At 62.8% G+C, this 24,768-nt stretch carries 26 protein-coding genes and 1 pseudogene; 7 read left to right on the forward strand and 20 right to left on the reverse strand.

Annotated features, from left to right (window positions below):
• Nucleotides 1–191 precede the first annotated feature (191 nt).
• Genes P0648_RS12690 through P0648_RS12700 form a run of 3 tightly spaced genes read right to left on the reverse strand, consistent with a single transcriptional unit; the run spans nt 192 to nt 1,650 of the window.
• Complete coding sequence (locus tag P0648_RS12690) at nt 192–365, reverse strand: 50S ribosomal protein L37e (RefSeq protein ID WP_276246898.1); 174 nt, start codon at nt 363–365, stop codon at nt 192–194.
• Nucleotides 362–547, reverse strand: a complete 186-nt coding sequence (locus P0648_RS12695; protein ID WP_276246897.1) for an LSM domain-containing protein — start codon at nt 545–547, stop codon at nt 362–364. The genes P0648_RS12690 and P0648_RS12695 overlap by 4 nt, the downstream gene beginning before the upstream one ends.
• 44 nt (nt 548–591) lie before the next feature.
• Nucleotides 592–1,650 (reverse strand): M20/M25/M40 family metallo-hydrolase, encoded by a 1,059-nt coding sequence (locus P0648_RS12700; protein ID WP_276246896.1) that lies wholly within the window; start codon nt 1,648–1,650, stop codon nt 592–594.
• An 82-nt stretch (nt 1,651–1,732) separates the two neighbouring features.
• Here P0648_RS12700 and P0648_RS12705 point away from each other — a divergent pair, with 82 nt between their 5' ends.
• Entirely contained in the window at nt 1,733–2,098 is a 366-nt protein-coding gene (locus P0648_RS12705) for a hypothetical protein (RefSeq protein WP_276246895.1), read from the forward strand.
• Nucleotides 2,099–2,135: 37 nt separating this feature from the next.
• A complete protein-coding gene (locus P0648_RS12710) occupies nt 2,136–3,098 on the forward strand; it encodes a zinc-dependent metalloprotease (protein ID WP_276246894.1) in 963 nt (320 codons plus the stop codon).
• Nucleotides 3,099–3,126: 28 nt separating this feature from the next.
• Here the strand turns inward: P0648_RS12710 and P0648_RS12715 are convergent, their stop codons facing one another.
• Nucleotides 3,127–3,843: a hypothetical protein gene (locus P0648_RS12715; protein WP_276246893.1), complete on the reverse strand. Its 717-nt coding sequence runs from the start codon at nt 3,841–3,843 to the stop codon at nt 3,127–3,129.
• A 113-nt stretch (nt 3,844–3,956) separates the two neighbouring features.
• On the opposite strand from P0648_RS12715, the gene P0648_RS12720 reads away from it, so the two are divergent.
• A complete protein-coding gene (locus tag P0648_RS12720; RefSeq protein ID WP_276246892.1) occupies nt 3,957–4,403 on the forward strand; it encodes a hypothetical protein in 447 nt (148 codons plus the stop codon).
• Between the two features lie 68 nt (nt 4,404–4,471).
• On the opposite strand, the gene P0648_RS12725 is transcribed toward P0648_RS12720, so the two are convergent.
• From P0648_RS12725 to P0648_RS12745, 5 genes and pseudogenes are all read right to left on the reverse strand, one after another.
• Entirely contained in the window at nt 4,472–4,852 is a 381-nt protein-coding gene (locus P0648_RS12725; RefSeq protein ID WP_277504218.1) for a Zn-ribbon domain-containing OB-fold protein, read from the reverse strand.
• Nucleotides 4,849–6,018, reverse strand: a complete 1,170-nt coding sequence (locus P0648_RS12730) for a thiolase domain-containing protein (protein WP_277504219.1) — start codon at nt 6,016–6,018, stop codon at nt 4,849–4,851. The genes P0648_RS12725 and P0648_RS12730 overlap by 4 nt, the downstream gene beginning before the upstream one ends.
• A gap of 65 nt (nt 6,019–6,083) precedes the next feature.
• Nucleotides 6,084–6,314 carry a hypothetical protein gene (locus P0648_RS12735; protein ID WP_276246889.1) on the reverse strand — a complete coding sequence of 77 codons (231 nt, stop codon included), beginning with the start codon at nt 6,312–6,314 and terminating at the stop codon, nt 6,084–6,086.
• Between the two features lie 77 nt (nt 6,315–6,391).
• Nucleotides 6,392–6,940 (reverse strand): hypothetical protein, encoded by a 549-nt coding sequence (locus P0648_RS12740; protein ID WP_276274824.1) that lies wholly within the window; start codon nt 6,938–6,940, stop codon nt 6,392–6,394.
• 90 nt (nt 6,941–7,030) lie between these two features.
• Nucleotides 7,031–7,625 (reverse strand): annotated as a pseudogene (locus P0648_RS12745) (MFS transporter).
• Nucleotides 7,626–7,734: 109 nt separating this feature from the next.
• Between P0648_RS12745 and P0648_RS12750 the strand changes: the two are divergent.
• Both P0648_RS12750 and P0648_RS12755 read left to right on the forward strand, forming a co-directional pair.
• The gene (locus P0648_RS12750) at nt 7,735–10,401 is read left to right on the forward strand and encodes an AAA domain-containing protein (RefSeq protein ID WP_277504220.1); all 2,667 of its coding nucleotides are present in this window, start codon (nt 7,735–7,737) and stop codon (nt 10,399–10,401) included.
• Between the two features lie 41 nt (nt 10,402–10,442).
• Nucleotides 10,443–11,204 carry an MBL fold metallo-hydrolase gene (locus P0648_RS12755; protein ID WP_276246886.1) on the forward strand — a complete coding sequence of 254 codons (762 nt, stop codon included), beginning with the start codon at nt 10,443–10,445 and terminating at the stop codon, nt 11,202–11,204.
• Here the strand turns inward: P0648_RS12755 and P0648_RS12760 are convergent, their stop codons facing one another.
• Both P0648_RS12760 and P0648_RS12765 read right to left on the reverse strand, forming a co-directional pair.
• The gene (locus tag P0648_RS12760) at nt 11,205–12,272 is read right to left on the reverse strand and encodes an mRNA surveillance protein pelota (RefSeq protein WP_276246885.1); all 1,068 of its coding nucleotides are present in this window, start codon (nt 12,270–12,272) and stop codon (nt 11,205–11,207) included.
• Nucleotides 12,273–12,311: 39 nt separating this feature from the next.
• On the reverse strand, nt 12,312–13,001 hold the full coding sequence (locus tag P0648_RS12765; protein ID WP_276246884.1) for a DUF4013 domain-containing protein: 690 nt from the start codon (nt 12,999–13,001) through the stop codon (nt 12,312–12,314).
• A gap of 238 nt (nt 13,002–13,239) precedes the next feature.
• On the opposite strand from P0648_RS12765, the gene P0648_RS12770 reads away from it, so the two are divergent.
• The gene (locus tag P0648_RS12770; RefSeq protein ID WP_276246883.1) at nt 13,240–13,647 is read left to right on the forward strand and encodes a DUF4870 domain-containing protein; all 408 of its coding nucleotides are present in this window, start codon (nt 13,240–13,242) and stop codon (nt 13,645–13,647) included.
• A 2-nt stretch (nt 13,648–13,649) separates the two neighbouring features.
• On the opposite strand, the gene rqcH is transcribed toward P0648_RS12770, so the two are convergent.
• From rqcH to P0648_RS12785, 3 genes are all read right to left on the reverse strand, one after another.
• A complete protein-coding gene (rqcH, locus tag P0648_RS12775; RefSeq protein WP_276274823.1) occupies nt 13,650–15,761 on the reverse strand; it encodes a ribosome rescue protein RqcH in 2,112 nt (703 codons plus the stop codon).
• 250 nt (nt 15,762–16,011) lie between these two features.
• Nucleotides 16,012–16,950: a succinylglutamate desuccinylase/aspartoacylase family protein gene (locus P0648_RS12780; RefSeq protein ID WP_276246881.1), complete on the reverse strand. Its 939-nt coding sequence runs from the start codon at nt 16,948–16,950 to the stop codon at nt 16,012–16,014.
• A gap of 99 nt (nt 16,951–17,049) precedes the next feature.
• Nucleotides 17,050–18,711 carry a tRNA uridine(34) 5-carboxymethylaminomethyl modification radical SAM/GNAT enzyme Elp3 gene (locus P0648_RS12785; RefSeq protein WP_276246880.1) on the reverse strand — a complete coding sequence of 554 codons (1,662 nt, stop codon included), beginning with the start codon at nt 18,709–18,711 and terminating at the stop codon, nt 17,050–17,052.
• A gap of 122 nt (nt 18,712–18,833) precedes the next feature.
• Here P0648_RS12785 and P0648_RS12790 point away from each other — a divergent pair, with 122 nt between their 5' ends.
• A complete protein-coding gene (locus tag P0648_RS12790) occupies nt 18,834–19,430 on the forward strand; it encodes a GNAT family N-acetyltransferase (RefSeq protein WP_277504223.1) in 597 nt (198 codons plus the stop codon).
• A gap of 36 nt (nt 19,431–19,466) precedes the next feature.
• On the opposite strand, the gene P0648_RS12795 is transcribed toward P0648_RS12790, so the two are convergent.
• From P0648_RS12795 to P0648_RS12820, 6 genes are all read right to left on the reverse strand, one after another.
• Nucleotides 19,467–21,581, reverse strand: coding sequence for a DHH family phosphoesterase (locus P0648_RS12795; protein WP_277504226.1), 2,115 nt, complete (start codon nt 21,579–21,581; stop codon nt 19,467–19,469).
• 57 nt (nt 21,582–21,638) lie between these two features.
• Nucleotides 21,639–21,902, reverse strand: coding sequence for a hypothetical protein (locus P0648_RS12800; protein WP_276246877.1), 264 nt, complete (start codon nt 21,900–21,902; stop codon nt 21,639–21,641).
• Nucleotides 21,903–21,926: 24 nt separating this feature from the next.
• Nucleotides 21,927–22,523 (reverse strand): YIP1 family protein, encoded by a 597-nt coding sequence (locus tag P0648_RS12805; RefSeq protein WP_276246876.1) that lies wholly within the window; start codon nt 22,521–22,523, stop codon nt 21,927–21,929.
• Nucleotides 22,524–22,530: 7 nt separating this feature from the next.
• The gene (locus P0648_RS12810) at nt 22,531–23,115 is read right to left on the reverse strand and encodes a thymidine kinase (RefSeq protein WP_276246875.1); all 585 of its coding nucleotides are present in this window, start codon (nt 23,113–23,115) and stop codon (nt 22,531–22,533) included.
• 67 nt (nt 23,116–23,182) lie between these two features.
• Nucleotides 23,183–23,764 (reverse strand): NADPH-dependent FMN reductase, encoded by a 582-nt coding sequence (locus P0648_RS12815; RefSeq protein WP_276246874.1) that lies wholly within the window; start codon nt 23,762–23,764, stop codon nt 23,183–23,185.
• A 47-nt stretch (nt 23,765–23,811) separates the two neighbouring features.
• Nucleotides 23,812–24,723 (reverse strand): A/G-specific adenine glycosylase, encoded by a 912-nt coding sequence (locus tag P0648_RS12820; protein ID WP_276246873.1) that lies wholly within the window; start codon nt 24,721–24,723, stop codon nt 23,812–23,814.
• Between the last annotated feature and the right edge of the window lie 45 nt (nt 24,724–24,768).

Below are 24,768 nucleotides of genomic sequence, written 5' to 3' on the forward strand. Positions count from 1 at the left end.
CGCCTGTAGTTTTCACGCAAATATACACGTTCGTGTATATTCGATGGTGGGGAACGCCCGCTTATGGAGAGTGGTACGGGTAGCGGTGCGCTGGGTCGGATGAGAACAACACGCACCCTGTGGGCTGGTCCCACAGGAAGCATAGAGAGAACTGCTACGCGGCCGCAACCGCGGCCGCACGTTCGTCGCGTCTATTCGCCGGCTTTCGACTGCCAGGCGTACTCACGGCGCTTTGCCGTTTTCCCGAAGCCGCAGGACGCACAGACCTTCTTCTTGATGTGGTAGGACTTGTTCCCGCAGCGACGACACTTTACGTGCGTCGTCTTGTTCTTCTTACCCTGGCTTGGAGTGCCTGCACCAGTCATGGAGTAATCGTGACGACGTTATCGCCGCGTATAATGGTTGTGTCTTCATCCGACTCAACCACGAGATTCATATGCTGGTCGTAGCCGGCAAGCTCGCCGGTGAACACCTCGCCGTCTTTCAGGCGAACGGTGACTTCCTCCCCTAACGACGCCTCGAGGACGTCGAGCGGTCGTCCACTCATACCCATACGGCCCTTCGTCGCGGTATTAAACGTACCGGCCTGTCTCAAAGCGAGACGGAGAACTCCCCGTATTCGGAGGCATGGTCCGCGATAGCACAGAGCAGGTCAGCCATCGCAGAGAGGTCCTCGGTGTCGATGACCTCGACCGGCGTGTGCATGTAGCGGTTCGGCAGCCCAATATTGAGGGAGGGAATGCCCCCGCGAGTCGTGAAAAAGGCGTCAGCGTCTGTGCCGGTGAACGACCCCGCCGCCTGCAATTGCACGTCGATTTCGGCCTTCTCCGCTGCCTGTCGGGCCAGGTCCACCACTGTCGGGTGGTTGGCCGACCCGCGGGCGACGACCGGTCCCTCGCCCAGTGAAATGTCGCCGCCCTTGTTCGAGGGCGCGTCGGGACTGTCCGTCGCGTGGGTCACGTCCACGGCGATGGCCACGTCCGGGTTCAGGTCGTGGGCGATCATCTTCGCACCTTGTAGACCAATCTCTTCCATGACGGTGCTCACCGCGTACACCGTCGCGTCCACGTCCGCCTCCACCGCCCGCCTGAGTCCCTCTGCGGCGGCCCAGATGCCGATGCGGTTGTCCATTCCCCGGGCGGCGAGGCGCGTCCCGTGGAGGTCCTGACGCGTCGTCGAGAAGGTGACGGCGTCACCGATTTCGACGAGTTCCTCGGCCTCCTCCCGGTCGCTCGCGCCGATGTCGACGTGCTGTTCGGTGATGTCGGAGATTTTCTCGTCTTCGGGGTCGCGCAGGTGGATGGCTGCCTGGCCGACGACGCCCGGAACCGGCCCGTCTCCGGCGTGAACCATGATGTGCTGACCACGCGAGACGGTCTTGTCCGCCCCACCGATTCGGTCGAGCATGACGTAGCCGTCGTCCGTGATAGTTCGGACGATGAACCCGATTTCGTCTGCGTGCCCCGTGAGTGCGAGTTTGGGGTCGCCGCCTTCGTAGACGGCGATGGCGTTGCCGTAGGCGTCGGTGGTGACCTCGTCTGCGAACTGCGAGACGTACTCCACCCAGACGCGCTGGGCCGGGAGTTCGAAACCGGATGGACTCGCCGCGTCGAGCAACGAGTCGAGAAAGGCGCGGTGTGTGTCGTCCATGGCCCAGTTTCGGTGAGGGTAACGTATCAATCTCCCGAAGCAGGCCACAACCACTAAACAGTTGGTGAGCCAAGGGTATAGTATGGCGAACTTCACCCTGTTCGAGGTCCACCTGCACGGCGAAGACGGTAATTTCGACATCAAACCGTCCTTCAGCAAGACGAGTGGCAAAAAGGGCAGTAAATCGACTGCAGACGAGTCGTCCGAGTCGAAGAAAGGAGGGCGGCTCAGCCGCCTTCGCCGCTCGGACAAGGACAGCGAAAGTAACATCGACAAAATCGATACCGAATCGGAGACGGAAATCGAAATCGAAGACGGCGACGACGAGTCCGGACGCGCGAAACCAGTCGGTGGGAAAGGCGTCCTCCTCGCGCTTCTGTTCCTCGTCGGCGCGGCGATGGTCGTAAAGAAACTCAAGGGCGGCGAGTCGGAAGTCGACCTGGAGTAGGCACAACCCATTTTACCAGCCCATCCCAAGACAATCCGTGAACTTCTTTCGTAGCGTCAGAGCGGTCACCAACGCCTCGGGCGACGGCCCCATCGACTGGCACGCTGTCGCGGAGGCGACCAAGGCCGCGACTGACCCCGGCGACCTGTCGCTAGACGAGTCAACCCAGCAGGGCTATGCGGACGACGTCCGCGACGCCCGCTCGCGGGTTCGTGAGGTGTCCGGCATCGATTTCGACGTGCCCCGAACCGTCGAAATCCAGCACCGACACCACTGGGTAGACGCGAACATCACCACCTTCGAGCGCGTCATGGCCCCGCTCGAAGACCAGCAGCTGTCGATGATTCCGGGCGTCGCCCGGGTCGTGAACACGGCGACGATGGCCTTCGCGCTCTCCTTCCTCGCGAACAACGTCCTTGGGCAGTACGACCCGCTCCTGCTCGCAGAGGAATCCAAGGAGCAAATCGACCACGGCCTCTACTTCGTCCACCCGAACATCGAGAAGGTGGCCGACATGCTCGACGTCCCGTTCCCGCGTTTCCGCCGGTGGATTGCCTTCCACGAAGTGGCCCACGCCGCCGAGTTCGGCGCTGCACCGTGGCTCTCTGACCATCTCGAAGCGCAGATGCGCGAGGGCATCGAAGACCTCTCCGGCGGACACCTGAACCGCGAGGCGTTCACCGAACTGAACGTGGCGATGACCTCCGTCGAGGGGTATGCAGAACTCATCATGGACCACGCCTTCGACGGCGAGTACGCAGACCTCCGACGGAAACTAGACGAGAAACGCAAGGGCGGCGGCCCCGTCGCACAACTGGTCCGCCGAATGCTCGGCATGGGAATGAAACGCCGTCAGTACGAACTCGGTAAAGAGTTCTTCGAGACGGTGGCCGAAGTCCGCGACATCGAGACGGCCGCACTGGTCTGGGAACGGCCAGAGAACCTACCGACGAAAGACGAGTTGGAGAACCCGGCACGCTGGATTGCCCGGGTCGCCTGAATCGCAGAAACCGAGCGGTTGCGGGCGGTTACTGTTTATTGGCGACGACGGAGATATCGCCCGACCCGGCGACGGTCAGCGTGTACTCGAACGCTTTCGTCGGCCCCTCTTCGTGCGTCTCCGCAAGCATGAGCGATTGTGACGAACGATACTCACCGGCCGACCTACACGGCCCCTCTGGGGATTGGTCGTACACCTCGTGGCGAATGGTGTACGACTTCCTAGGTTCGATGGTCACCGCAGACCCCAGCTGCTGGACCCCCTCCCGAGGCTTCTCACCTTCCTCCGTGACGAACCGCCAGCAGCCGTTCGTTTGTGAGTCGGCGAGTTCGTCGCCCCCGAAGAACTGCCAGTGAGTCGGTTCCCGCGGGTACAGCACGAGGTTCGTCTCGGAGCCGTCGAGCGTGGGGAAGTATTCGAGCGGATAGCCGCCGCCCTCCGTGGGTTGGATGGGAATCGCCTCCTCGCCTTCGTTCGTGAGGCGCAGCTTGACGACTGCCGGATGGTCCGCGGTCGCTTGCGTAACGACACTCGCACTGGTCGTGAGCACCGACGTGTCGTACGCCGGAGTCTGTGTTTCGGTTGGAGTCGCGGCTGTCTGCGTCGACGCGTCGGTAGCAGTCGGTCCCTGCGTGGTCGTTTCACCATCGCCACCAAGTGGCGGCGAGTCAGAGACACATCCCGCGAGTGCGGCGGCGAAAACGACGCCGGACCGGAGGACGTGTCTGCGAGAACGGGGGGACATAATTCCACCATTCAAATGTGCCCATAAATGCTTTCAGGCAATCTGATAGGTTGACGGCTATCGGGACACTGGTCCGGACGAACTGGTAAGTAATTGACCAATAAACTGGAGATATGCGCCCGTCCCTCCAATCGGTCCTCCTCGGTACGAATCGAACCGCATCGTACCGAATGTTCTGGGCAGCCCTCTGCAGTTCCCTGTTCCTGTTCACCTTCGCCGGGTACGCGCTCGGTTTCTTCGAAGTCGGGGGCTGTCTCATGATTATCCCGGGCGACGCGGCGCTCGTCGGGATGGCTGCCGCCTTCGGAATCGGCTACTCCCAGAACGGCCTCCTGTTCGCGTGGCTCGGCACCTTTGCCTCGCTCCTCGGCTTCACCGCAGACCACGCTTTCTTCGGGATTTCGAGGCTATCGATTCGCGAGCAGCTTTCCGTCGTTTTCGAGTGGGATGGACTTGCCTTCTTCGCCATCGCCGGCGTCGTCCTCGGGTCGCTCGCGTTCAGTGTCGGCATTCTCGTCCGTGCTGGCGTCGTGTTGCTTCGGCGAGAGTTGGCAGGCTAGCCAACCATTGCGACGACTGCTCGCACAGTAACAGAACCGCTGTTTCGAGAGAAAAAGACGAGTGTGGGTTATTCGGAGACGACTTCGAATTGCGGCGTCGGCTGGCCGTCGTGTTCGAACGCGCCGGAGAACGTCACCGTGTCGCCGATCTCCACGTCGCCGGAAACGCGGCCGACCGCTTTGGCCTCGCCGAGGTGGACGATGGCGATTTTGTAGCCGCCTTCGAAACCGACGGGAGAGACGGCGATGGTCGTCTCGGAGTACACTTCGCCGGTGGTTTCGAGTTCGATGGTTTCGATATCGCGGCTACCACAGCGGACGCACGCGGCTTTCGGCGCGGCGGTCTGGTGGCCGCAGTCGGCACACTCCTGGCCGAGCAGCGTGCCCTGTTTCAGTGCTTCACTCCAGCTGTCGTACTTCAGGTGTTCGGGAATCTCGAGTTGGCTCATGCGCGCACCTCCAGGACCGAGACGAGCGTGGTACCGGCGTCGCCACCGAGGTTGTGGGCGATACCCGTTTCGACATCTTCGATTTGCCGGTCGCCAGCGTCGCCGCGGAGTTGTTCGACGAGTTCGACGATCTGTGCCGTGCCAGTCGCCCCAATCGGGTGGCCCTTCGCTTTCAGGCCGCCACTCGGGTTGATTGGCATGTCGCCGTCAATGCGAGTGCGTCCCTCTGCCGCAGCCGGGCCTCCCTGTCCGTCCTCGAACAGGCCGAGTGCCTCGGAGGCCATGACCTCCGCGCCGGTGAAGCAGTCGTGGACTTCGGCGAAGTCTACGTCATCGGCCGTGATACCCGCCTGCTTGTAGGCCTGCTGTGCGGCCCGCCGGGCCGACATCGTGGCCGGGAGGTCGGGTTTGTCGGAGAGCGGAACGATGTCCGTGCCGTGGCCGACGCCGGTCACGTCCACGGGTTCTGCGTCGAAACTCGCTGTGAGGTCGTCGGAGACGACGATGACCGCGCTCGCGCCGTCGGAGAATGGACAGCAGTCCATCAGGTGGAACGGGTCGGCGATGATAGGCGAGTCGACGACGTCCTCGACGGTGATGTCTCGGCCGAAGTGTGCGCGCGGGTTGAGCGCACCGTGAGCGTGGTTCTTGACGGCGACGGCGGCCAGTTGCTCCTCGGTCGTGCCGTACTCGAACATGTGTCGTTTCGTCAGAAGCGCGAACACGCCGGGGAAGGTGAGCCCCGTCGGTTGTTCGTACTGGCGGTGACTGGCGGAGGCGAAGATGCGCGTCATCTCGCCGGTGCCGAGGCCCGTCTCAGGGGTACAGCGTTCGACCCCGCCGACGAGGACCACGTCGTGGAGTCCGGACTCCACGTCCTGGACGGCGTGTTTGAAGGCGTTCGAAGAGGTCGCACACGCGTCCTCGAAGCGCTGACACGGAACGCCCGCGATGCCGACGTGCGAGGCGAGCGTCGGCGCGAGGTGCGTGTCGTTTTCTGTCTGTCCGCCCATCGCGTTGCCGAGATAGAATGCGTCTACGTCTCCGGCTCCGACACCGGCGTCGTCCATCGCTGGAAGGGCTGCTTCGGAGAAGAGTTCAGGTAAGGTTTCCTCGTGGACGCCGAACTTCGTCATGCCGGCTCCCACGATGCTTGCTCGTGCCATCTGTTCTCACTGGAACTCTCATTTTCACGGTAATCAATCGTGTGATTCCGACATCGCTGTCCGCTTCACCGGCGTCTGCGTGCGTCGCCCGCGATGTCGCCAGTTCCGGGAAACACGAGCCAGACGAGCAACACGCCGAGCGCCGACCCGGCGAGGAACGCCACACCGAATTCGACGAACGTCGGCTCAGAAGGAAGGGTGATCAGCCCGGCCGAGAAGCCGACCAGCAACACGAACCCAATTTTCAGCCGCGTCGTCGCCTCCGTTCGCTCCTCGCTCGATAAGGGCCCGACCATCAGTGGAATTCCTCGCAGAGAGTCATACGTCGGAAAACGGCCGCCTGCATCTTAACGTCCGTGCGTTCGATCGCCGGTCACATGAAGCCGCGGCCGACCTCGTCTTCCTCGATGAGGTCGTCGAGTTCGGCCGAGAGCAGTTTCTCCGCCTCCTCAAACGTCGACGCGAGGTCCCCGAGTTTTGCAGACCGCTCGGTGCGGTCGAATTCGAGGGGGCCGAAGGCAGGACTTTCCAGTGCGCCCATGACGTCCTCGAAGAAGTCGTTCGGCGTCGTCGGCGCGGCGGCGTGAGCGTTCAGAATCTCCGTGAGTTTCTTCCCCGCCCGTTCTGCCTTCGACTCGTCAATAGGAGATTGAATGCCAAAGCGTCCGCCGACCTTCTCGTTCGGGAAGAAGGGCTCGATGTCGTCGTCGATTCGTCGGGCGACGCGCGTGCCAACGCCCTTCACCTCGAAGGGGTTTTTCGCGTACGTCTTGAGTTGGAAGACGCCGGCTTTCGGGTGCCCGATGTACAAATCCTCGCCGAGGCCCCGCGACCGATTGCCAGCGACGGCCCGCCAGTCGCCCGCGTCCGCGCCGCTCTCGACGACGTCTGCGAGAATGTCCTGCCAGTCCCGTACGCGCATACCACTCGTAGTCCGGGGGCGAGGATGAATGTATCGCCCCTCATCACTTTTTGCCCGTTTGCAGGGTGGCGCAGATACCTTGCTGGAATCCTACCAACTGCTCAGTGCGTCCGTTCCGTGGGTGGCATAGAGGATGCCGGCGAAGGTGAGCACGCCCGAGAGGGCCGCCCCGCCGCCGATGAAGAACACCCACTCGATGCCGAAACGGGCCCAGACGACGCCCGCCACGATGGGCGCGACGACGCTGCCCGGTCGCCAGACGAGTTCGCGGATACCGAAACTGGACGCCACGCCGCCACCCTCGCTCCCCTCGTGTGCGAACAGCGCCATGCTCGCCGGTTCACGGAGGCTGTCTGCGACACCGAGCAGACCACTCAGGGCGACCAGCGGGAGGAACGCGGGCAAGGAGGAAGCCAGTCGTCGAATCGACCAGCGCGAACCCGACGTAGGCCGCGATGCTGACGAGGAGACTCCCGACGAGGATGAGCCGTTTGTCGAAGCGGTCGCCACCGTAGGCGAGCGGAATGACGGCGACGGTCTGGGCGAGCGTGAGCGAGGTGACGAACAGGCCGAGGACGAACCTGGAGGGGTTGAGCAGGTCGATATATTCAGAAAGCAACGTGAGTAGGGTCACGAGACCAAAGCCGGCGGCAAACCGGGTGAGATAGAGGGCGTAGAACTGCAACTGGTCTCTTTGTACACACGAATTCGGGACACCCGTCGAATAGCCCTTCCGAACGCAGCAGGTGGCTGAAACGGGCAGGATTTTTGCCCGCTCGCCACAGAGTGCAGGCGTGCATCTACGGGGACCCGTCGTCGAGGTAGGGGACGTTCGACAAGTCAACACGAAATACGGCGAGAGCGACCTCGCAGAGGTCACGCTCCGCCCCGAAGACGGGCAGGCAGACCCCGTGAAACTCACGCTCTGGGGGAAGTGGGCAGAGACCGCCGACTATCTCGAACCCGGCATGGAACTCGTGGTGAAGGACGCAAGCGAGCGCGAGTATCAGGGTGAAACGCAGTACTCGACGACCAAGGAGACGATGGTCGTCGTCGAGCCCGCCTTCCTCGTGAACGTGACCGACATCCGCTCGTGGGTGCAGTGCCCGCGGATGTACTACCTCAACAAGATTACCGGCATCCCGCTCAACTACCCCGTCATCAAGGGGACCATCGTCCACGAGGTGTTCGGCGACCTCCTTCGGGGAGGCAACTTGGACGAAGCCGTCGCAGACCGCGTTGAGGAGGCTGGTCTCGACCTCGGATTGCTCGAAAAAGACGTCGAGGAGGTTCGCGAGGACGTGAAAGCGAACGCCCGCGCCATCGAAGGCTGGCTGGCCCAGGGCACGCTCGGAACCGAAGATAACTGGCGCAGCGAGCAGATGCTCATCAGCCAGACCTACGGCATCAAGGGCCGCGCCGACGCCCTCCGCCGGGGAAATCCCGTCGAACTGAAGACCGGGAAGAACACGAATCGAGAGCCTCGATTCCACGACAAGGTGCAGGTCGCCTGCTACTCGCTCCTGCTCTCAGACCGTGGGGAGATGCCCGACACGGGAACCCTGCTTTACACGAAAAATGCCGCGCTCGACCGCGCAGAGGCCACCGGCGACCTCTCGCCAGCCAAAGAGTTCTCGATGGGCAAGGGCTTTCTCGCGTTCGTCCTGCGAAAACGCAACGAAATCGCCGCGATGGAGTACGACATGTCCGTCCCGACCGGCGAAGAGGCGAACGCGAAGTGCGAGTACTGCTTCGAGCGCGACAGTTGCATGGTCATCGCCGGGCGACTCGGCCAGCACTCGAAAGCCGGGACGATTGGCGCATCCGTCCCCGACGAGGAACGCGACTACTTCGAGCAGTTCTACCGTCTCGTCGAACACGAGCGCCGTGCCGTCCACGCGGAGTACGCGAAACTCTGGAAACAGACGGCAGCAGAGCGTGCAGACGCCGACCTCGCACTCATCGAGTTGGAACCCGCCGGCCAGCAGCAACTCGACGACGGTCGCTGGGAGTGTTACGCGACGTGTGAGGACCCAGTGTCGAAGGTGAGAGAGGGCGACGTCGTACTCGCGAGCGACGGCGACCCGGTCCAGGGCCACGCCGAACTCGGGCGCATCCAGAAACTCGGCTCCGACATCACCGTCGTCACCGACGAACCAGTCGAATTTCGGCGTCTCGACGTGTATCCATCCGAACTCTCGGCAGACCGGATGCTCGTCGCGCTCCACGACGCGATTCTCACGGGTGAGGTCCGCCGCAAGGACATCCTCTTCGGCCGTCGCGAACCCGAATTCCGCGACGAACAGGTCACGTACATCGACAATAACGAATCACAGAACGCCGCAGTGAACCTCGCCGTCACCTGTGAAGACTGCGCCCTGATTCACGGCCCGCCCGGGACGGGGAAGACGTACACCATCGCCCGAATTATTCGGGCTCTCGTAGAGCGCGGCGACCGCGTGCTCCTCTCTGCGTTCACGAATCGCGCGGTGGACAACGCCCTCGAAGCCCTCCGCGACCAGGGATTCGAGGACTTCGTGCGCGTCGGGTCAGAAACTGGCGTTCGCCACGACATGCAGGACAAACGCCTGGAGACGCGCGGGGACCCAACCGCGCAGGCGGCGAAAGTCAACGACGCCCCCGTCGTCGCGGCCACGACGGCGGCCTGCGGCTCGCGGATGATGCGCGAACAGGAATTCGACGTGGCGCTCGTCGACGAGGCGGCCCAACTCACCGAACCGGGAACCCTCGCGGCCATCAACCTCGTAACGCGGTTCGTCCTCGTCGGCGACCACGAGCAACTGCCGCCAGTCGTGCAATCCGAACCCGAAGACGAAGACCGCGACCTCTCGCGGTCGCTGTTCGAGCGACTCCACGAGCAGTTTCCCGAGGCCTCGGTGATGCTCGACCGCCAGTACCGCATGGCACAGAAGATTCAGGCGTTCTCCTCGCGGGAATTTTACGGCGGCAAACTCCGTCCGGCGACCCCGGAGGTGGCCGCCCAGCGCATCGATCAACTGCCGGGCGTGGACGCGACGGCGCTCCCAGCGCATCTCAGCGAAACCGTCTCGTTCGTGGACCCGGACGGAAAGGCGGTCGGGAACACGAACCCGGACGAAGCGACGGCCGTCGCTGACGTGGTGGCTGCCTACGCCGCCGCTGGCGTCCCCCACGAGGACATCGGCGTCATCGCGCCGTATCGGGCGCAGGTAGCAGAAATCTCGCGAGCAGTGCCGGAAGCGGTTGCTGTGGACACGGTAGACCGATTCCAGGGGTCGAGCAAGGAGGTCATCATCGTCTCGTTCGTGACGACGGAGACGCTCGACAGCCCCATTTTCAAGGACCACCGCCGCGTGAACGTCGCCCTCACCCGGGCGAAAAAGGCACTCGTCCTCGTCGGCGACGAGGGTGCGCTCTCGACGATGGACCTCTACGCCCGCATGGTCGAGTGGGCGAGGTAGCGAGGAAAAGTCCTTTTCCGCAGGCGGGCGTCTGGTTCTGTATGCGACTGACGTTTCTCGGGACTGGCAGCGCAATGCCGACAGGGGAGCGCAACCAGACCGGCATCCTCCTCGAATCGAACGGCGAGCGACTGCTCGTGGACTGTGGGAGTGGCGTCCTCAACGCGCTCGCTCGCACGGAAGCGGGCTACGAAGCCGTTGACACAGTTTTGCTGACCCACCACCACTTAGACCACATCGCGGACCTCCTGCCTCTCCTCAAGGCCCGCTGGTTGGCGGGGGAAGAATCGCTGACGGTGGTCGGACCGCAAGGAACCGCGGACCTCGTGAGCGACCTGCTCGACGTTCACGACTATCTGAAAGGCCGAGTCGAACTGGAACTTCAAGAAGTCGACCCGGATGCACCATTCACGCTCAAGGGCTTCGACATCACTGCGAGGGAGACCATCCACTCCATGTACTGTCTCGCCTACCGATTCACCCCGACCGGCAGCGACGGCCCAGTGTTCACCTTCTCGGGCGATTCAGAGGCGATCCGCGAACTGGCCGAGTTTGCAGAAGGCTCCGCCGTGTTGGCTCACGACTGTTCCTTCCCGGACGAAATCGACGTGTCGAACCACCCGACGCCGAGCCAGCTCGGCGAGTCGCTCGCTGGTCTCGACATTGGACGAGTTTATCTGACGCACCTCTACCCCCACACCGACGGCAAACACCGCGAGATGCTCGATTCCATCGGAAAACACTACGAGGGAGACGTACGGTTCGCGAAAGATGGACTGTCGCTCGGTATCGACGAAGAGTGACTACTGCAACCGGTAGCGGAGAATCGCCGCAATCCCGCCTAAATTCGAGAGTTGCTCGCCCGGTGGGAACTCACTGGAGAAGACGGTGACTTCGCCGCCTTTCTGTTCTACGGCCTGAATCAGGTCGTTCACGTCGAAGTCCCAGTCGCCTTGTCCGCCCCGTTCCATGCGGAGGCGTTCGTCCAAGATGAGCAGGTTCTCGATTGCGCCGTAGTCGGAGGCTTTCTGCACTTCTTCGACGCCGTAGGCGGCTTTCGCGTCCTGTGCGATGTTCTCCATCAGCGTGTCGATGAGTTCGGCCTCCTCGGCGATTCGGGTCTCCGCCTGCACCTGGTCGACCGCCCCACGCTTCAGGACTTCGTGGACCCCGCGGTCGCCGACGGAACTCGTGTCCACCGTCGTAATCTTCTCGGCGATGTCCTTCGCGTTCTCCTGGAGGAACTTGAGCGCGTCTTGCTTGGTGAATCCCGGTCCCGCGAGGATGATGGCGTCCACCTCCAAGTGCGAGAGGACGCTCGCAATCTCCTCGAACAGTTCGCTTCGAGAGCGAGCGTACTCGCCTTTCCCCGTCGGCCCGGAAATCGAGGCGTACTCCTCCGTGCCGTACTGGGCGACGGTGTGGACGTAGGCCTGCGCCTCCTCGACCGTCACGATGGCCACGTCGGGATTCTCGGTGGCTTCGACGGCGTCTTCGAGTCGGTCTAACTGGTCTGCCTGCCACACTTTCTCGACCGTGATTTCCTCGCGTTCCTCCACGTTGAGCGTGTGGTGGAAGCCGAGTTGGTCTTCGCGCGAACAGCCGACGATGGTGCCGCCAACCCGCAAGCGGTTCGCGAACTTGTGGAACTCCGTCTCGTCAACTTCGATGGTGACGTTCATGTGTTCGCGTTCGCCGCCCGTGTCGCGCATCATGTCGTCGTCGCGCTGGATGCGGCGGGTCGTGTCGCCCGAGACGTGGTCTCCGGGTTCTAAAATATAGGTGAGATGCCAGAGGTCGTCGAGGCTTTCGGGCACGAGCACGATTCGCTCGCGGCCGCCCTCTGTCCGTGTCCGGCTCGCGATTCGCATTGCCTATTGGTCGTCTCTGCGACCGTAAGTGCCTACTGATTAGTCAGCAGTCTGTGCCGTGGGCCGCGGACCAGTCGTCTCCTGTGCGTTCGCGTAGCCCCGTCCGTAGAGGTAGTACACCATCATCTGGACGTAGAACAGCAGGAAGATGCCGACGAGAATCGCCGTGAGCATCCCTGCAATAGTTCCGAGAACGATGGAGACGACGATGGCGAGCAACCAGGCGACGAGGTAGTCGCTGGTGAGCGCGATGCTCATGACGGTCCCGAACTCGAAGCCAGCGCCGAACGACTGCTTGGTCGCGAAGTTCGCCATCGCCGCTGGGACGACGTACCCGGCGAGCAACAGGACGACGAACATCACGAGGCCGAACAGGAGGCCGACGATGCCGAGGCCAGCCATCAGGCCGCTCGACCCAGTTTGTGCGCCTGCTACCGCGCCGAATCCCAGCACGAACATCCCGACGGTGAAGATGATGCCGGGGATGCCGACGTACACGAGGGCGATGACGAACGACATGAGCCCTTCGGTCAGCAGGTCCATCCACTCGTCGAACTCCGGTGCGCCCGCCTCACCCCGCACTGCCGAGCGCAGGATTCGCATGAAGTATCCCTGCACCAGGAAGATGGGGACGATGAGGAAACTGAGCAACGTCAGAACACCTCCGATCGCGATGGTCTTGAGCCAGTTGTCACCGTTCCGCGGATATGACAGTGCTTCACTAAGCATTACGACTAGCCCTTGGCCGCCATACATCTTATATTTTATACTAAACAATGTGGGAAATATTAGCGCGCCGACTGCTCGCACTGGTGTCACAGACAATTTCGACAGACCGTTCAAATTAACTGATGATGAATCGATTGCCGCCACCCATCTGTCGGACTTCTAAAATGTAAGCCCCGCATACCAATAGCCTCGTCACACCGTCTCTCTAGGGTCTATGGCTACTGAAACCACTCAACCAATGGACGAGACGCAAGTAACCCGTGAATCGGGAACCGGGTTAGACGAAAACGTCGCGGGAGCGCTCTCGTACCTCCTCGGATTCATCACGGGTATCATCATGTACTTCGTCGAGCCCGAAAACGAGTTCGTGCGCTTCCACGCTGCCCAGAGCATCGCGCTCTCTGCGGTCATCGTCGTCATCAGCATCGTCCTGAGCTTCATTGGGACGATACTCACGTCGTTGCTGTTCGTCGGCAACGGCGGGTCGTTCGCCCTGTTCAGCATCCTGTCGCTGCTGCTCGGCCTCGTGTACCTCGTGTTCGCCGTCGGCTCGTTCGCGCTGTGGATCTACATGATGGTCCGGGCCTACCAGGGCAAGACCCCGCGCATCCCCATCGCCGCAGGACTCGCGGACAGAATCGCCTGAGCCTACTCGCGCATCCGACTCCCACCCGGCGGGAGGAACTCCTGAATTTTGTCCGGTGACGCCACTTTCCTGACGAACGACGTGTCCGTAAAGCGCTCACGGAACTCGCGATAGCACATCTTCGCCATGTCGTTCTGGGCGAACTGGCCGGGTTCGAGTTCGATGGTGGTCACCGCCTGCTTCTCGATAGCCGACGGCGGCCCGCCGATGACTTCGGTTCGCGGTTCACAACGGATTCCAACGGCGACGCCGACTTCGGTGTTCTTGAAGTAGGTCCGGTCGCCACGAATCGTGAACGCGCCCTTCTCTAAGTATTCGCCACTCTCGGGCGTCTTCGACACCTGGTCTTTGTTCACCATGTACGCTTCGTCAGCGAAGCGGCCGTCTTTCCAGACCGAAGAGTAGGAGACGGCGAACTGCGCTGCCTCCTTTTTGCTCTGTTCGGGGATGTCTACGTCGCGGGCCGGTTCGCTCGGGCCGGTCGCCTTGAGAATCGTGATTGGGCCACCGTGGGCCTGCGTGTGGAAGAACAGGTCGCCCTTGTCGAGGTATTTCTTTACGAGTTCCTCGTTGTCGTTTGCGTTGCGCCCGCCGATGACGAGGAAGCCGTCCGACGTGTGGAACCAGCGGAAGCGCTCGTACCACTGCTCGTTCTTGCGAATCGGAATCGATTGTTCTGTGAGCCAGTCGATTTCTTCTGCTTCCTCGGTTTCGTCCGCGTCGTCTTCGTCGCCCGCTTCCCACTCGTCGCGCTGGCGCTCGAGGTCTTCGAGTTCCTCGCGAGTGTCTTCGATAGCCGCGAGCGCACCTTCCTTCTTCTCCGCGATGCGCTTTGCCTCGGTGTAGAGGCGGTCTGCGTTGTGTTCGACTCCCTGCGTCGTGTCGAGGTCGATTTTGTAGTCGTCGATAGTAATCGTGACCGTCGAGGTGGAGCCATCCACGTTCACGACGGATTCGGCGGCAGGAATCCCTCGTTCTTTGCCCTCTGCGAACTTCTCCTCGATTTCGCGCCACGGGACGCCCTCCTCGCGGGCGCCCTTGACCGTCGAGAGGATGTCGTTTACGAGGTCGTATTCGCGGTAGAGCAGTTCTGCGCGTGCTCGCTCTGCGTCCGCGCGCTCATCGAACCCGGAGATGGCCTGTTCCTGCTGTTCGATAATGCGCTGTTGGCGTTCGATTCGTTCCTCGAAATCGGGTCGATTGCTCCCGGCGCTCTGTTTGGGTTTCCCGCGCTGTTTCGCGTCGTCGGCTTCGAGTTTGACGAAGTACTCGTCGAGCGCCGCGTTGAACGTCTGGTACGCCTCGGCGTCGAGGTCCTCGTGCTCTTCGAGCGGAATCGGCGTCACGTCCACGGGCCGGCCGTCCTCGTCGGTGTAGAGACGGGGTTCCAGATTGCCCGGCGTGAGCGAGTCCTTCAGTCGCGTCAGTGCGTCGTAGAGCGCCTGGAACTCGTCTTCGGTGGCGTTCCCGATGTCCTTCGCCTTCTCGACGCCGGCGCGAGTACAGAGTTCCTCAGCGTAGAGGCCCCCGAAGTTGAGTTGGGTCGCGAGCGTCCGCACGAGGTCCGTGTCGGATTGCTCCATTCGCGCGACGAACTGCTCGAAACTCGCCTTGAACGGGTGGAATCGCGAGGAGGGGAACTCGTAAATCGACCCCGGTGCGACCGTCCGCGACTTCAGCCGAACAGTCTCCAAGCTGCTGATGACCTCGTTGTCCTCGTTCAGGACGGCGAGATTCCCCTGGCCGAACAGTTCTGCGACGATAGTCGTGTCCTGGTCCTCGCGCGTGAAGTGGAACGAGAGGATGCGGTCGAATTCGAACTGTTCGACGCCGGCAAAATCAGCCCCCGACAGCCGGTTTCTGAGCATCATCGCGAAGTTCGGCGGGCGGCCCGGCGCGTCCGGGACGTGCTCTGGCGCGAGGAGATGTGCGCGCTTTTGCTCGCCGACTTCGATCATCAGTTCGATGCGCCCCCGTTCGAAATCACGCATCTTCAGCCGGAGCAGGTCGTCGTCGTAGAGGTAGGCCTTGTCGATTTTGGCCCCCTCGTACGACCCGAACTCCGTGACGAGCGCGGCGAGGTCGACGCTCGTCAGTTCCCGTTTTTGGTCCATATCGGTACAAGCGGGTAGTGTGGGAAAGATATGTCGTTAGTAGTGTCCTCCACGGCTGACTCGCGCCACCGGGAGGTGGCGCATTCGATGCCGTGGAGTGACCAGAGAAACTACTCCGCCGGCAGCAGCGCCGAGCCAGTTGGCGAGGCAAGCCGTGCCGTGGCGTGAACTAGTCCGCGCCGACAGCGAAGCCATGCCGGCGCGTGACCGAAGAAATCCGCCACGGCCGACCCGCGTACTCCAGCTTCAATCACGTCCCGGGCGCGGCCACCATCCCGTGTCGGGACAGAATCACTCGCACCGCTACCTCGGTCCAGCGGACGCGTTGGTCGAGTGTCGTGTCGCGTTTTGCAGTTTCAATCAGGATGGCCGACGCGCCGAGGTCGCCGACCACCCGTCGGGTCAGCGATTTGCCGGAGCCTTTGAGGATGTTTCCGCGTTTGAACTTGTGCTCCTGCATCTCGTCGGGTACCTCGTTTTCGTTGAGATAGTTGATTGCCGCGGCGGTGTCTTCGCGGGCGGTGCCCGTCGCGCCGGGGAAGATTGCCTGCCCGACGCCGCCTTCGTCCACCTTGTAGATGCCCTTCGAGCTATGGAGGTCGATGACGACGTCCGGGTCGTGGTACTCGACGGCGGTCCAGATGGCGTTGGCGAGCGTGGAGTTGGACACGCCGCCGACGGGGAACTCGTCGTTCAGGTCGGTGCCGAAGGCTTTGCGCGTCCGGGTCGTCACCGCGGCCTTGTTAGCCTCTGGAATCACGACGAGCGTGCCCCGTTCTATCGTCCAGTTGGCGATGTTGTGAGCCGCGGTAAAGCCCGACACCTCGTTGCCGTGCATCCCACCGACGACGAGCGCGGTCGGTCCCGGTTCGCTCGATTCGACGACGTACACCTCCGTCTCGTTCACCGTTCCGGGGGCCAGTTTGTACGTCGAAACGGTCTGGTTGTCGGACTCCGAGAGGACCTGCATGTCGGGGTTCGGGAACGGTTCGGGCGTCGGCCACGGCGTGCGCGGCGTGGTCGCTGTCGTCTGCTGGGCACCCGCTGCACCCGGTGGGTCAGGGACCGCATCAGCGTCCAAGGGAGCCGACCCGTCACCGGTTGCAAAAAGCGCGGCGCCTGCACTCGCGACCACGACGACGGCTACGATTGCGGCCAACACTGCTCGCCTGCGTCCTCTCGCTGCCATTTATTGTACGTGTGTTAGCATCAGGGGGTATTTATTATCAGGCGCGTAGAACAGTCGTTATTCTCGGCATAATCCGTGAAACGGTCTCCGGGAGCGCCCTCAGAGGTGTTTCGAGACGTACGGACCGTCCTGGTGATAGCCCAGTTTCTTCCGGTAGTACTCGCGGACGCCGACGCCGGAGATGACGCTCATCTTGTCGTAGCCGGCGTCGCGGGCGAGTTCCTCCGCATGGGCGAGGAGTTTCTTCCCGTAGCCGCGGTGTTGCCAGTCGCCCTCGCCTTTCCCAACGCCGATTTCGTTGCCGTAGACGTGGAGTTCGCGGATGAGCGCGGCGTTGTCGAGTTCCCGGCGCACCGTGTTACCGGGGAAGCGTAGGCGACAGAAGCCGATGAGGAGGTCCTTTACGGGGTCCTCGAAGCTGATGAAGTGTTCTGTACCGCCTGCGGCTTCGTATTCGAGAACCTGTAACTCGATGTTCTCGGGGTCGGGGTCCTCGTCGTTCATGCCGACTTCGCGGGCGCGGATGTCGCGGCATTTACCACCCTTTTCCTCCAGTCGCTGTTCTGCGAGTTGACGGAGGTTGGACTTCCAGACGCCGGCGTCGATGAAGTCCGCGGGGATGTCGCGCTGGACGCGCTGGAGACGGGTGTACGGCGGAATCATGTCCATGACCTCGGCGACGATGTCCGCGGCCTCCTCGTTGTCGAGTGGCTCGTACTCGTCGCGTCGCCACATATCGTAGGTGATGGTGTCCCGAACCACGAGCGTCGGGTAGATTTTGAGGAAGTCGGGCCGCCAGTCTGGTTTCTCGAACAGTTGGCGGAAGTCCTCGACACACATCTCGCGTGTCATCCCGGGCTGGCCGGGCATCATGTGGAAGCCGACCTTAAACGCGGCATCGCGCAGGCGCTGGTTGGCGTCGAGCGACGCCTGAATCCCGTGCCCACGATGCATATCGCGGTTTACGCGCTCGTAGGTCGTCTGAACGCCCACCTCGACTTTCGTCCCGCCGAGGTCGAGCATCCGGTCGATTTGCTCCGGGTCACACCAATCTGGTTTCGTCTCGAAGGTGGTCCCGATGTTGCGGATGTCGCCCGTCTCGTTTTCGGCAATGACATCTTCGAGATATTTGAACTCGTAGTCGTCAAAATCCTGGGCGAAGCTCACGCCCTCTGCTGGTTCTGGGCGCTTGTCAACGTCGTAGTCGTTCAGGGCTTCGAGTGCGCGTTTGACGAACCACTCCTGATAGTCGTGGCTCCGGGCGGTCATCGTCCCGCCCATCAGGATGAGTTCGACCTTGTCCACGGGGTGGCCGATCTCACGCAACTGTTCGAGGCGGAGTGTGACCTGCCCGTAGGGGTCGTAGTCGTTCTGGACGCCGCGGGCGGCGGCGGGTTCGTGACCGGTGTAGCTTTGCGAACTGGAGAACTCGGAGGCTGGCCCGCCGGGGCAGTACAGACACTTCCCGTGGGGGCACATGTGCGGACTGGTCATGATGGCCACCGGCGAGACGCCGGAGGCGGTCCGAACCGGCTTTCGCTGGAGGACTTCGATGAGTTCCTCACGACGCTCGAACGGGCCATAATCGAGCAATTCGGTGTTCTTTGGAACCTTCGGTGAGGAGAACGCAGAACAGACGTTCAGTTTCTCTTTCTCCAAATTGTCGCTCGTGATGTCGCCGGCGAGAATCCGGTCTACGAGCTCAGCACAGGCCTGCTCGAACGCCTCGGTCTCCGTCGGGTCTTGCGTGTCAGTTCGCATCAGCTGTTGCTATGGGTAGGTCGTGGCGTGTTGCGAATAAGATTGTCGCTCGAAAACCGTCGGTTCGGGGTCCGTGGCCCCAGTTGGCACACGTATTTGTGGCCACCCGCTGTAGTGGCACCATGGCGCGTCCCACCGTAAATCCGCCCGAAGTCCTCGAATTCCACGTCGTCACGCCCGACCGCTGGGAGGACTTCGAGACCCTGTTCGGCGAGAGCGGGGCCTGTGACGGCTGCTGGTGTATGTGGAACCGACAGACACAAGCGGAGTACAACGCGAACCGCGGCGCGGCAAACCGCCAGCAGATGCACGACATCATCCACGACGACGGAAGACCGGGTATCCTCGCATTTCTCGATGGGGAACCGGCGGGCTGGTGCTCGGTCGCCCCACGCGAGACATTTGTCAGACTCGCCCGTTCGCCCGTCATGAAGCCCATAGACGACACGCCCGTCTGGTCCATCGTATGCTTCTACGTCGACCGCGCCGCGCGTGGGAGGGGACTCACCGTCGCCCTCCTCGAAGCCGCAAAAGAGTACGTCCGCGAGCAGGGTGGCTCCGTGCTCGAAGGCTACCCAGTGGACCCGCAGGGCGAGCGCGTTTCACCCACCTCGGCGTGGTACGGCTTTGCGAGCGCGTTCGCGGAGGCGGGGTTCGTCGAAGTCGCCCGGCGCAAGAAGACCCGTCCAATCGTGCGTTTCGACCTCGACGCAACGTAGTCACTCACGGGTGGTGAGAACGGAGAGAAGGTCCGATTACGCGAGCTTTTCTGCAACCGTCGCGATGACGGCGTCGAGAACGGCGTCGCGTTCGCCGACGAGGAATTCGAGTTTTCCGTCGTGTGCGCTGCGCGGCGTGACACCCGCGTTCGGGACGCGGAGGCGGGCGGCTTCGGCGATTTCGCGGACGTCAACAGCCGTGGTCGAGCGGATGTGAATCTCGTCGTCTGCGAGGCCGATGGTCACGAACGGTTCGCCCCCGCGGTTGCGACGGTGGACCTCGTCTAAGAGGAGTTCCGTCGGCGGGAAGTCGAACCGGTTCGTGTAAGCGTCGGTGTCGAGGACGGCGAAGTTGACGCCGCCTTCGTCCACGTAATCTAAGTTGGCCTCTGCGGTTTCGAGTTCGTCGTCGAGTTTCGTGCGGAACTGCTGGGCGATGTGGCTCGCGAGGCCGCCGACTTCGCCGAACAGGAGGTCGGTGATGACCTCGCGTTTGTCCTCGTAGGACTGGTAGTAGGCTTCGAGCGCGATTGCTTCACGGAGTTCGCGCGTGGCTGCTTCGTCGTAGCCAGCCTCGGCGGCGAGGTCGACGTACTGTGCCGGGGCGTTCTCCCAGAAGCTAACCGCGGGAAGGTGTGCGAGATCGTCGCGGACGCCGTTGTTGACGTTCGCGGCGACGTTCGCGCCGAGAACGGTGCTCGTGACGTTCGCGTCGAAGGACTCGTCTGCGAGGTTCGGGTTGACGATGGTGTCAACCACGGCTGCAATCTCCTCGTCTGCGACGGCCGCGTCGATGACGACCTTCGGCGCGCCGTAGATGTCGAGCAGTTCGAGGCCGTCTAAGGACTCCTTCGTGGAGCCAGCGGCGGCGAGCACGAACAGTGGGAACTGCTCGTCGTGGCGGTCGCGGTTTGAGAGCATGTTGGTGACGTCGCCGGTTGCGTCGTCCATGCCGTAGACGCCGTCCTGGAGCGGGCGGCGGTCGAAGTAGTGGTAAACCGCGTCTTCGCGGGCGTGTTCCTCGCGGATGAGAGGCAGCGTCGCACGCTCGATTGCGGCCCCGGTGAGGTAGCCGTCTACCGTCGCGCTGTGGCGGACGATGACTGGGCGACCCTCGATGACTGCGCGGCGGATGGCCGTCGCGACGTCTCGGATTTCTTCGGAGAGGGCGGAGACGATTTCGTCTTCTGCGAGCGGTTCGGCCGCTTCGGGACGGGCACGGGCGTCGAGAGCGTTCTTGAGTCGGCCTTCGACGGCGTCGCGCTCGCCACCTTCGAGGATGTCGAGGTCTTCGGTTTCGACCTGGAGTTCGTCGCGGCGCATCTCGACTTCTCCGTTCAGGCCGACGATGTCGCCGACTTCGACTTCGGGGTAGGCGCGGACGCCTGCTTCAACGAACGCGGCCGCATCGACGGTGCCAGTCTCGTCGCGGACGGTGAACACGGTCGGGCCGCTCGTCTGTCGGACACCGGTCACGGTGCCTTCGAGGCGGGCTTTCTGGCCGACGTGGTCAGAGAGGGTGCCGATTTCGACGCGCTCGTAGGTGACGCCGTCGTCTTCGTCGGATTCTGCCGGCGTCGCGGGCGTCTCGTCTGGCGTTTCGCGCTCGGTCTCGGTTTCGGTTTGCTGGTCTGCTTGCTGTTCAGACTGTCGTTCCGTTTGCTGTTCTGCCTGCTTTTGCTTGCGGCGTGCCTCGTCCTTTTCCTGTTTGGCTTTCTGCTTGTCAGAAAGCGTCTGTCGGACGACGGCGCGCTTTTCTTTCTTCGGCGAGTTCTCGGGGAGTTCGTCGCCGCTTGGCGTCTGAATGAGTTTGCCGCGGAACTCGTTGTCCGCCTGCCGGATGGACCACGCGAGGTCGATGTTGCCGTTGTTGTGAACCTTCTTGACCTGCACGTAGACGGCGTCGTCGGTGTCCCAGTCGAGGGAGTCGAGGCGCCGGTCCAGTTCGCTCTTGTGCAGCAGACCAGTGACGTGGTCGCCGATGTCGATGAACACACCGAACTCGGCGAAGCCGTCGACCGAGCCTTTGTAGAAGCGGCCGGGTTTCAGTTGTCCGGGTCGGTTACCAGTGAACTCGAAGACGACGTCCTCCTGGTGGACGTCGCAAATTGGGCCGTTAGCATCGGCCCCACAGATGATACACTTATCCATTAGCCGGTAAAAACGGTCCCGGCCTAAAACGGTTATCGGATTCCTGCTGTCAGCAAACTACTCGAACACCGGACTGTCTGCTTCGAGCGACTGGAGTCCCTCACGGATGTTTCGGGCGTCCTCGGGGAACAGGGCGACCTGCACCTCGTTTCCCTCCTCGTCGTGGAACACGAGTTTGACGCGTTTGTCGCCAAACTCCCGTACTTCCGCCTCGGTCACGTCGAACAACTTCGCCGTCGCGGACTTGTTCGCCGGCCCGACGTTCTTGAGCGCGCCGTCTTTCAACTCGACCATGAACTCAGAGAGGCTGAGCGTGAGCATGCCCGCCCCTTGTGGGCGCGGGGTCTAAACGATACCGAGGAGCACCGTTTCGAGCGCCGCGAAACCGCGGAACCCGAAGCCGAAGATGATGGCCGCGGGAATCGCACCGAGGACGGCCGCACGCGGCATCGAGACGCGGTGGACGCGGTGAACGCCGAGGATGAGCAAAAACGCACCGTACGCCGTACAGGCGACCCGGAGTTCGGGTATCGGAAGTCCCGCGAACACGCAGGGGGCCGCAGAATAGGCGAGCAACTGCACCGTCTCGCTCACGCCGCCGCGCTCGGGCGCGAACGGAATCAGGATGAGCGTCTGGACCGCCGCGGTCAGGTGCAGCGCCGCCGGTGCGACGAGGAGGGCGGCGAGCGCGAGCGCGAAAACGAACGAGAGCGCGGGTTGCCCGCCGAGGACGGGATAGGCGTTCTCGACGAGCAGAAAGCGAGTCGCTTCCTCCACGCTGACGACGAGCGCGGCGAACACGAGGCCAGGAGCCTGGTCGCCGGGCGCGACCGCTGCGCGGAAGAATCGTCGAGGGCGGACGAGCACTTCGACCCACGCCTGCGCGAGCGCGACCGGGCCGCGGTCACGTCCGCCGGTCGGGTTTTCGACCCACTGAGTCACAGGTGGTCTAGTCGCTGCGAAGGGTATGACAGTTGCGACAGCGCGCCTCGTAGCTCTCCTCTGCGCCCACGAGAATCGTCGGGTCGTCTTCGTGGGCTGGAACGCCGTCGATGAACCGCTGGGTGCGGGTCGCCGGTTCGCCACACTCGACGCAGATGGCCTGAACCTTGTCCACGTACTCGGCGACGGCGATGAGGTCAGGAACCGGGTCGAACGGGTCGCCTCGGAAGGTCTGGTCCAGCCCGCTCGCGATGACCCGGCGACCGTCAGCCGCGAGGTCCTCGCAGACGGCGACGAGTTCGTCGGAGAAGAAATTGGCCTCGTCGATGCCCACGACCTGCTCGCCGTTCAGTGCCTCGAAGATTTCCGGCCCGGGGTCGTCAGGGTCCACGACGAGCGCCTCCCACTTCGCGCCGTCGTGCGAGCCGATGGTTTCGGTTCCGTAGCGGTCGTCGATGGAGGGTTTGAACGCCGCCACCTCTTGCCCGGCGATTTCAGCGCGCCTGAGTCGGCGGAGCAACTCCTCTGTCTTCCCGGAGAACATACAGCCGGAGACCACCTCGATCCACCCGCTGTTGGTGATTGCGTGCATACCCTGTAGACGAACGAGCTAGCATCAAAATAGTTGTCAATCACGGCGGGCAGACAGTCAGGAACCGCTAGTCGCTCGCGCCGACGTTCTCTTCGCTCTCGACCGTGTCCGGGTCAGCCTCGATGTTCCAGAACTGCACCACACGACGGCCCAGCGTGCGAACCCGCTTTTCCATGTCTTCGTCGACGAACTCCTCGTCGTAGAACTGGTTTCGGACGCCCGGAATCGCGGCCTGGTGGGGGAGTACCCACGCGCCGAGCGACCGGCCGACGCTCCGGAGATGTTCGAGGGCGGTGGTCGGGAAACGTCCGCCAGAGACCGCGAGCAACCCGACCGTCTTGTCGTCGAATTCGTCGAATCCAGCGTAGTCGAGGATGGTCTTGAGCGGCGAGGAGTACGACCCGTGGTACATAGGCGTCCCGAGGATGATGGCATCTGCCTGCTGGAGGGTTGCCATGAGTTCCGGCACGTCGCCGGGTTCCCTGTTATCGGCGTCGAAAATCGGGATGTCGAGCCCGCGAGGGTCAACGAGTTCCGTCGTCGCCCCCGCTAGCTCCGCCTCGTCGAGTGCGTGACGCAGGGCGATTCTGGTGAAACTCTCGTCGCGCAGACTTCCACAAACGGCGACGACGTGAGGGGTAGGTGCCATAGTCTCGATTCGCCGCCGGGTCGTCAAAAGTGAGGTGGTTTCTGCCGTCAGCGACGCAGGGACGCCTCGCCCGTCGCGGCGTCGAACTCGACCAGTTCGTCCGCGTCGAGGTCGGAGAGGAGTCCGGCGAGCCACTCGCGGCCGTGGTCACCCTCGGGTGTGTAATCGACCCGGACGCGTGGGCCGAGTTCGTCGAGGGTGAGCGAATCGTACTCCTTCAGGACGTTCACGACGCGCCCGCGGAACTGTCGTCTACTCCCTTCGAATTTCGGCTGAGTTGGCACGTCCGGCGCGGTGAAGTCGCCCGTCTCGTAGGCGTGACACCACGCTCGCCACGGGCACTGCGCCCCGTCGCAGTCGGGGACTTTTCCGCACGCAATCCCGCCGAGTTCCATGATGGCGTTGTTCCAGACGCGGGAGTCGCCCTCGGGCATGAGCCGGTTGGCCGCTTCCTCGAAGACGGCATCGTCGTCGGGTAGGTCGAAGGCACGGTACGTGACGCGCTTTACGTTCGTGTCGACCACGGCGTCGCCCTTGTTGAAGGCGAAACTTGCCACCGCATTGGCGGTGTACGGGCCGACGCCCATCAGTTCCTGGAGGGTGTCGGGAGTCTCTGGGAACTTGCCGTCGAACTCCTCGACCACCTGCCGGGCGGCCTCGTGGAGGTACTTCGCCCGGTTGTTGTACCCGAGGCTCATTTCGCTCCAGAAGCCAACCACGTCGGCGCGGTCTGCGTCGGCGAGCGCCTGCGGAGTCGGCCAGTTTTCGAGAAACGCCTCCCACGCCTCGACGACGCGCCCCAGTTGCGTCTGCTGGCTCATCACCTCGGAGACGAGAATGGCGTAGGGGTCGTCGGTCCGCCGCCACGGGAAGTCGCGGTGGTCCGCCTCGTACCACTCGACCAGCGCCTGCTGGACCGCAGGCAGGTCCTCGGACAGGGACCACTGAACATCAGACATGCCGAGGGGTAGGAAAAGCGCGCGTTTAGGGGTAGTGATTTTCTG

The sequence above is a fragment of the Haladaptatus sp. DYSN1 genome, from assembly GCF_029489995.1.
Lineage (GTDB): Archaea > Halobacteriota > Halobacteria > Halobacteriales > Halococcaceae > QDMS2.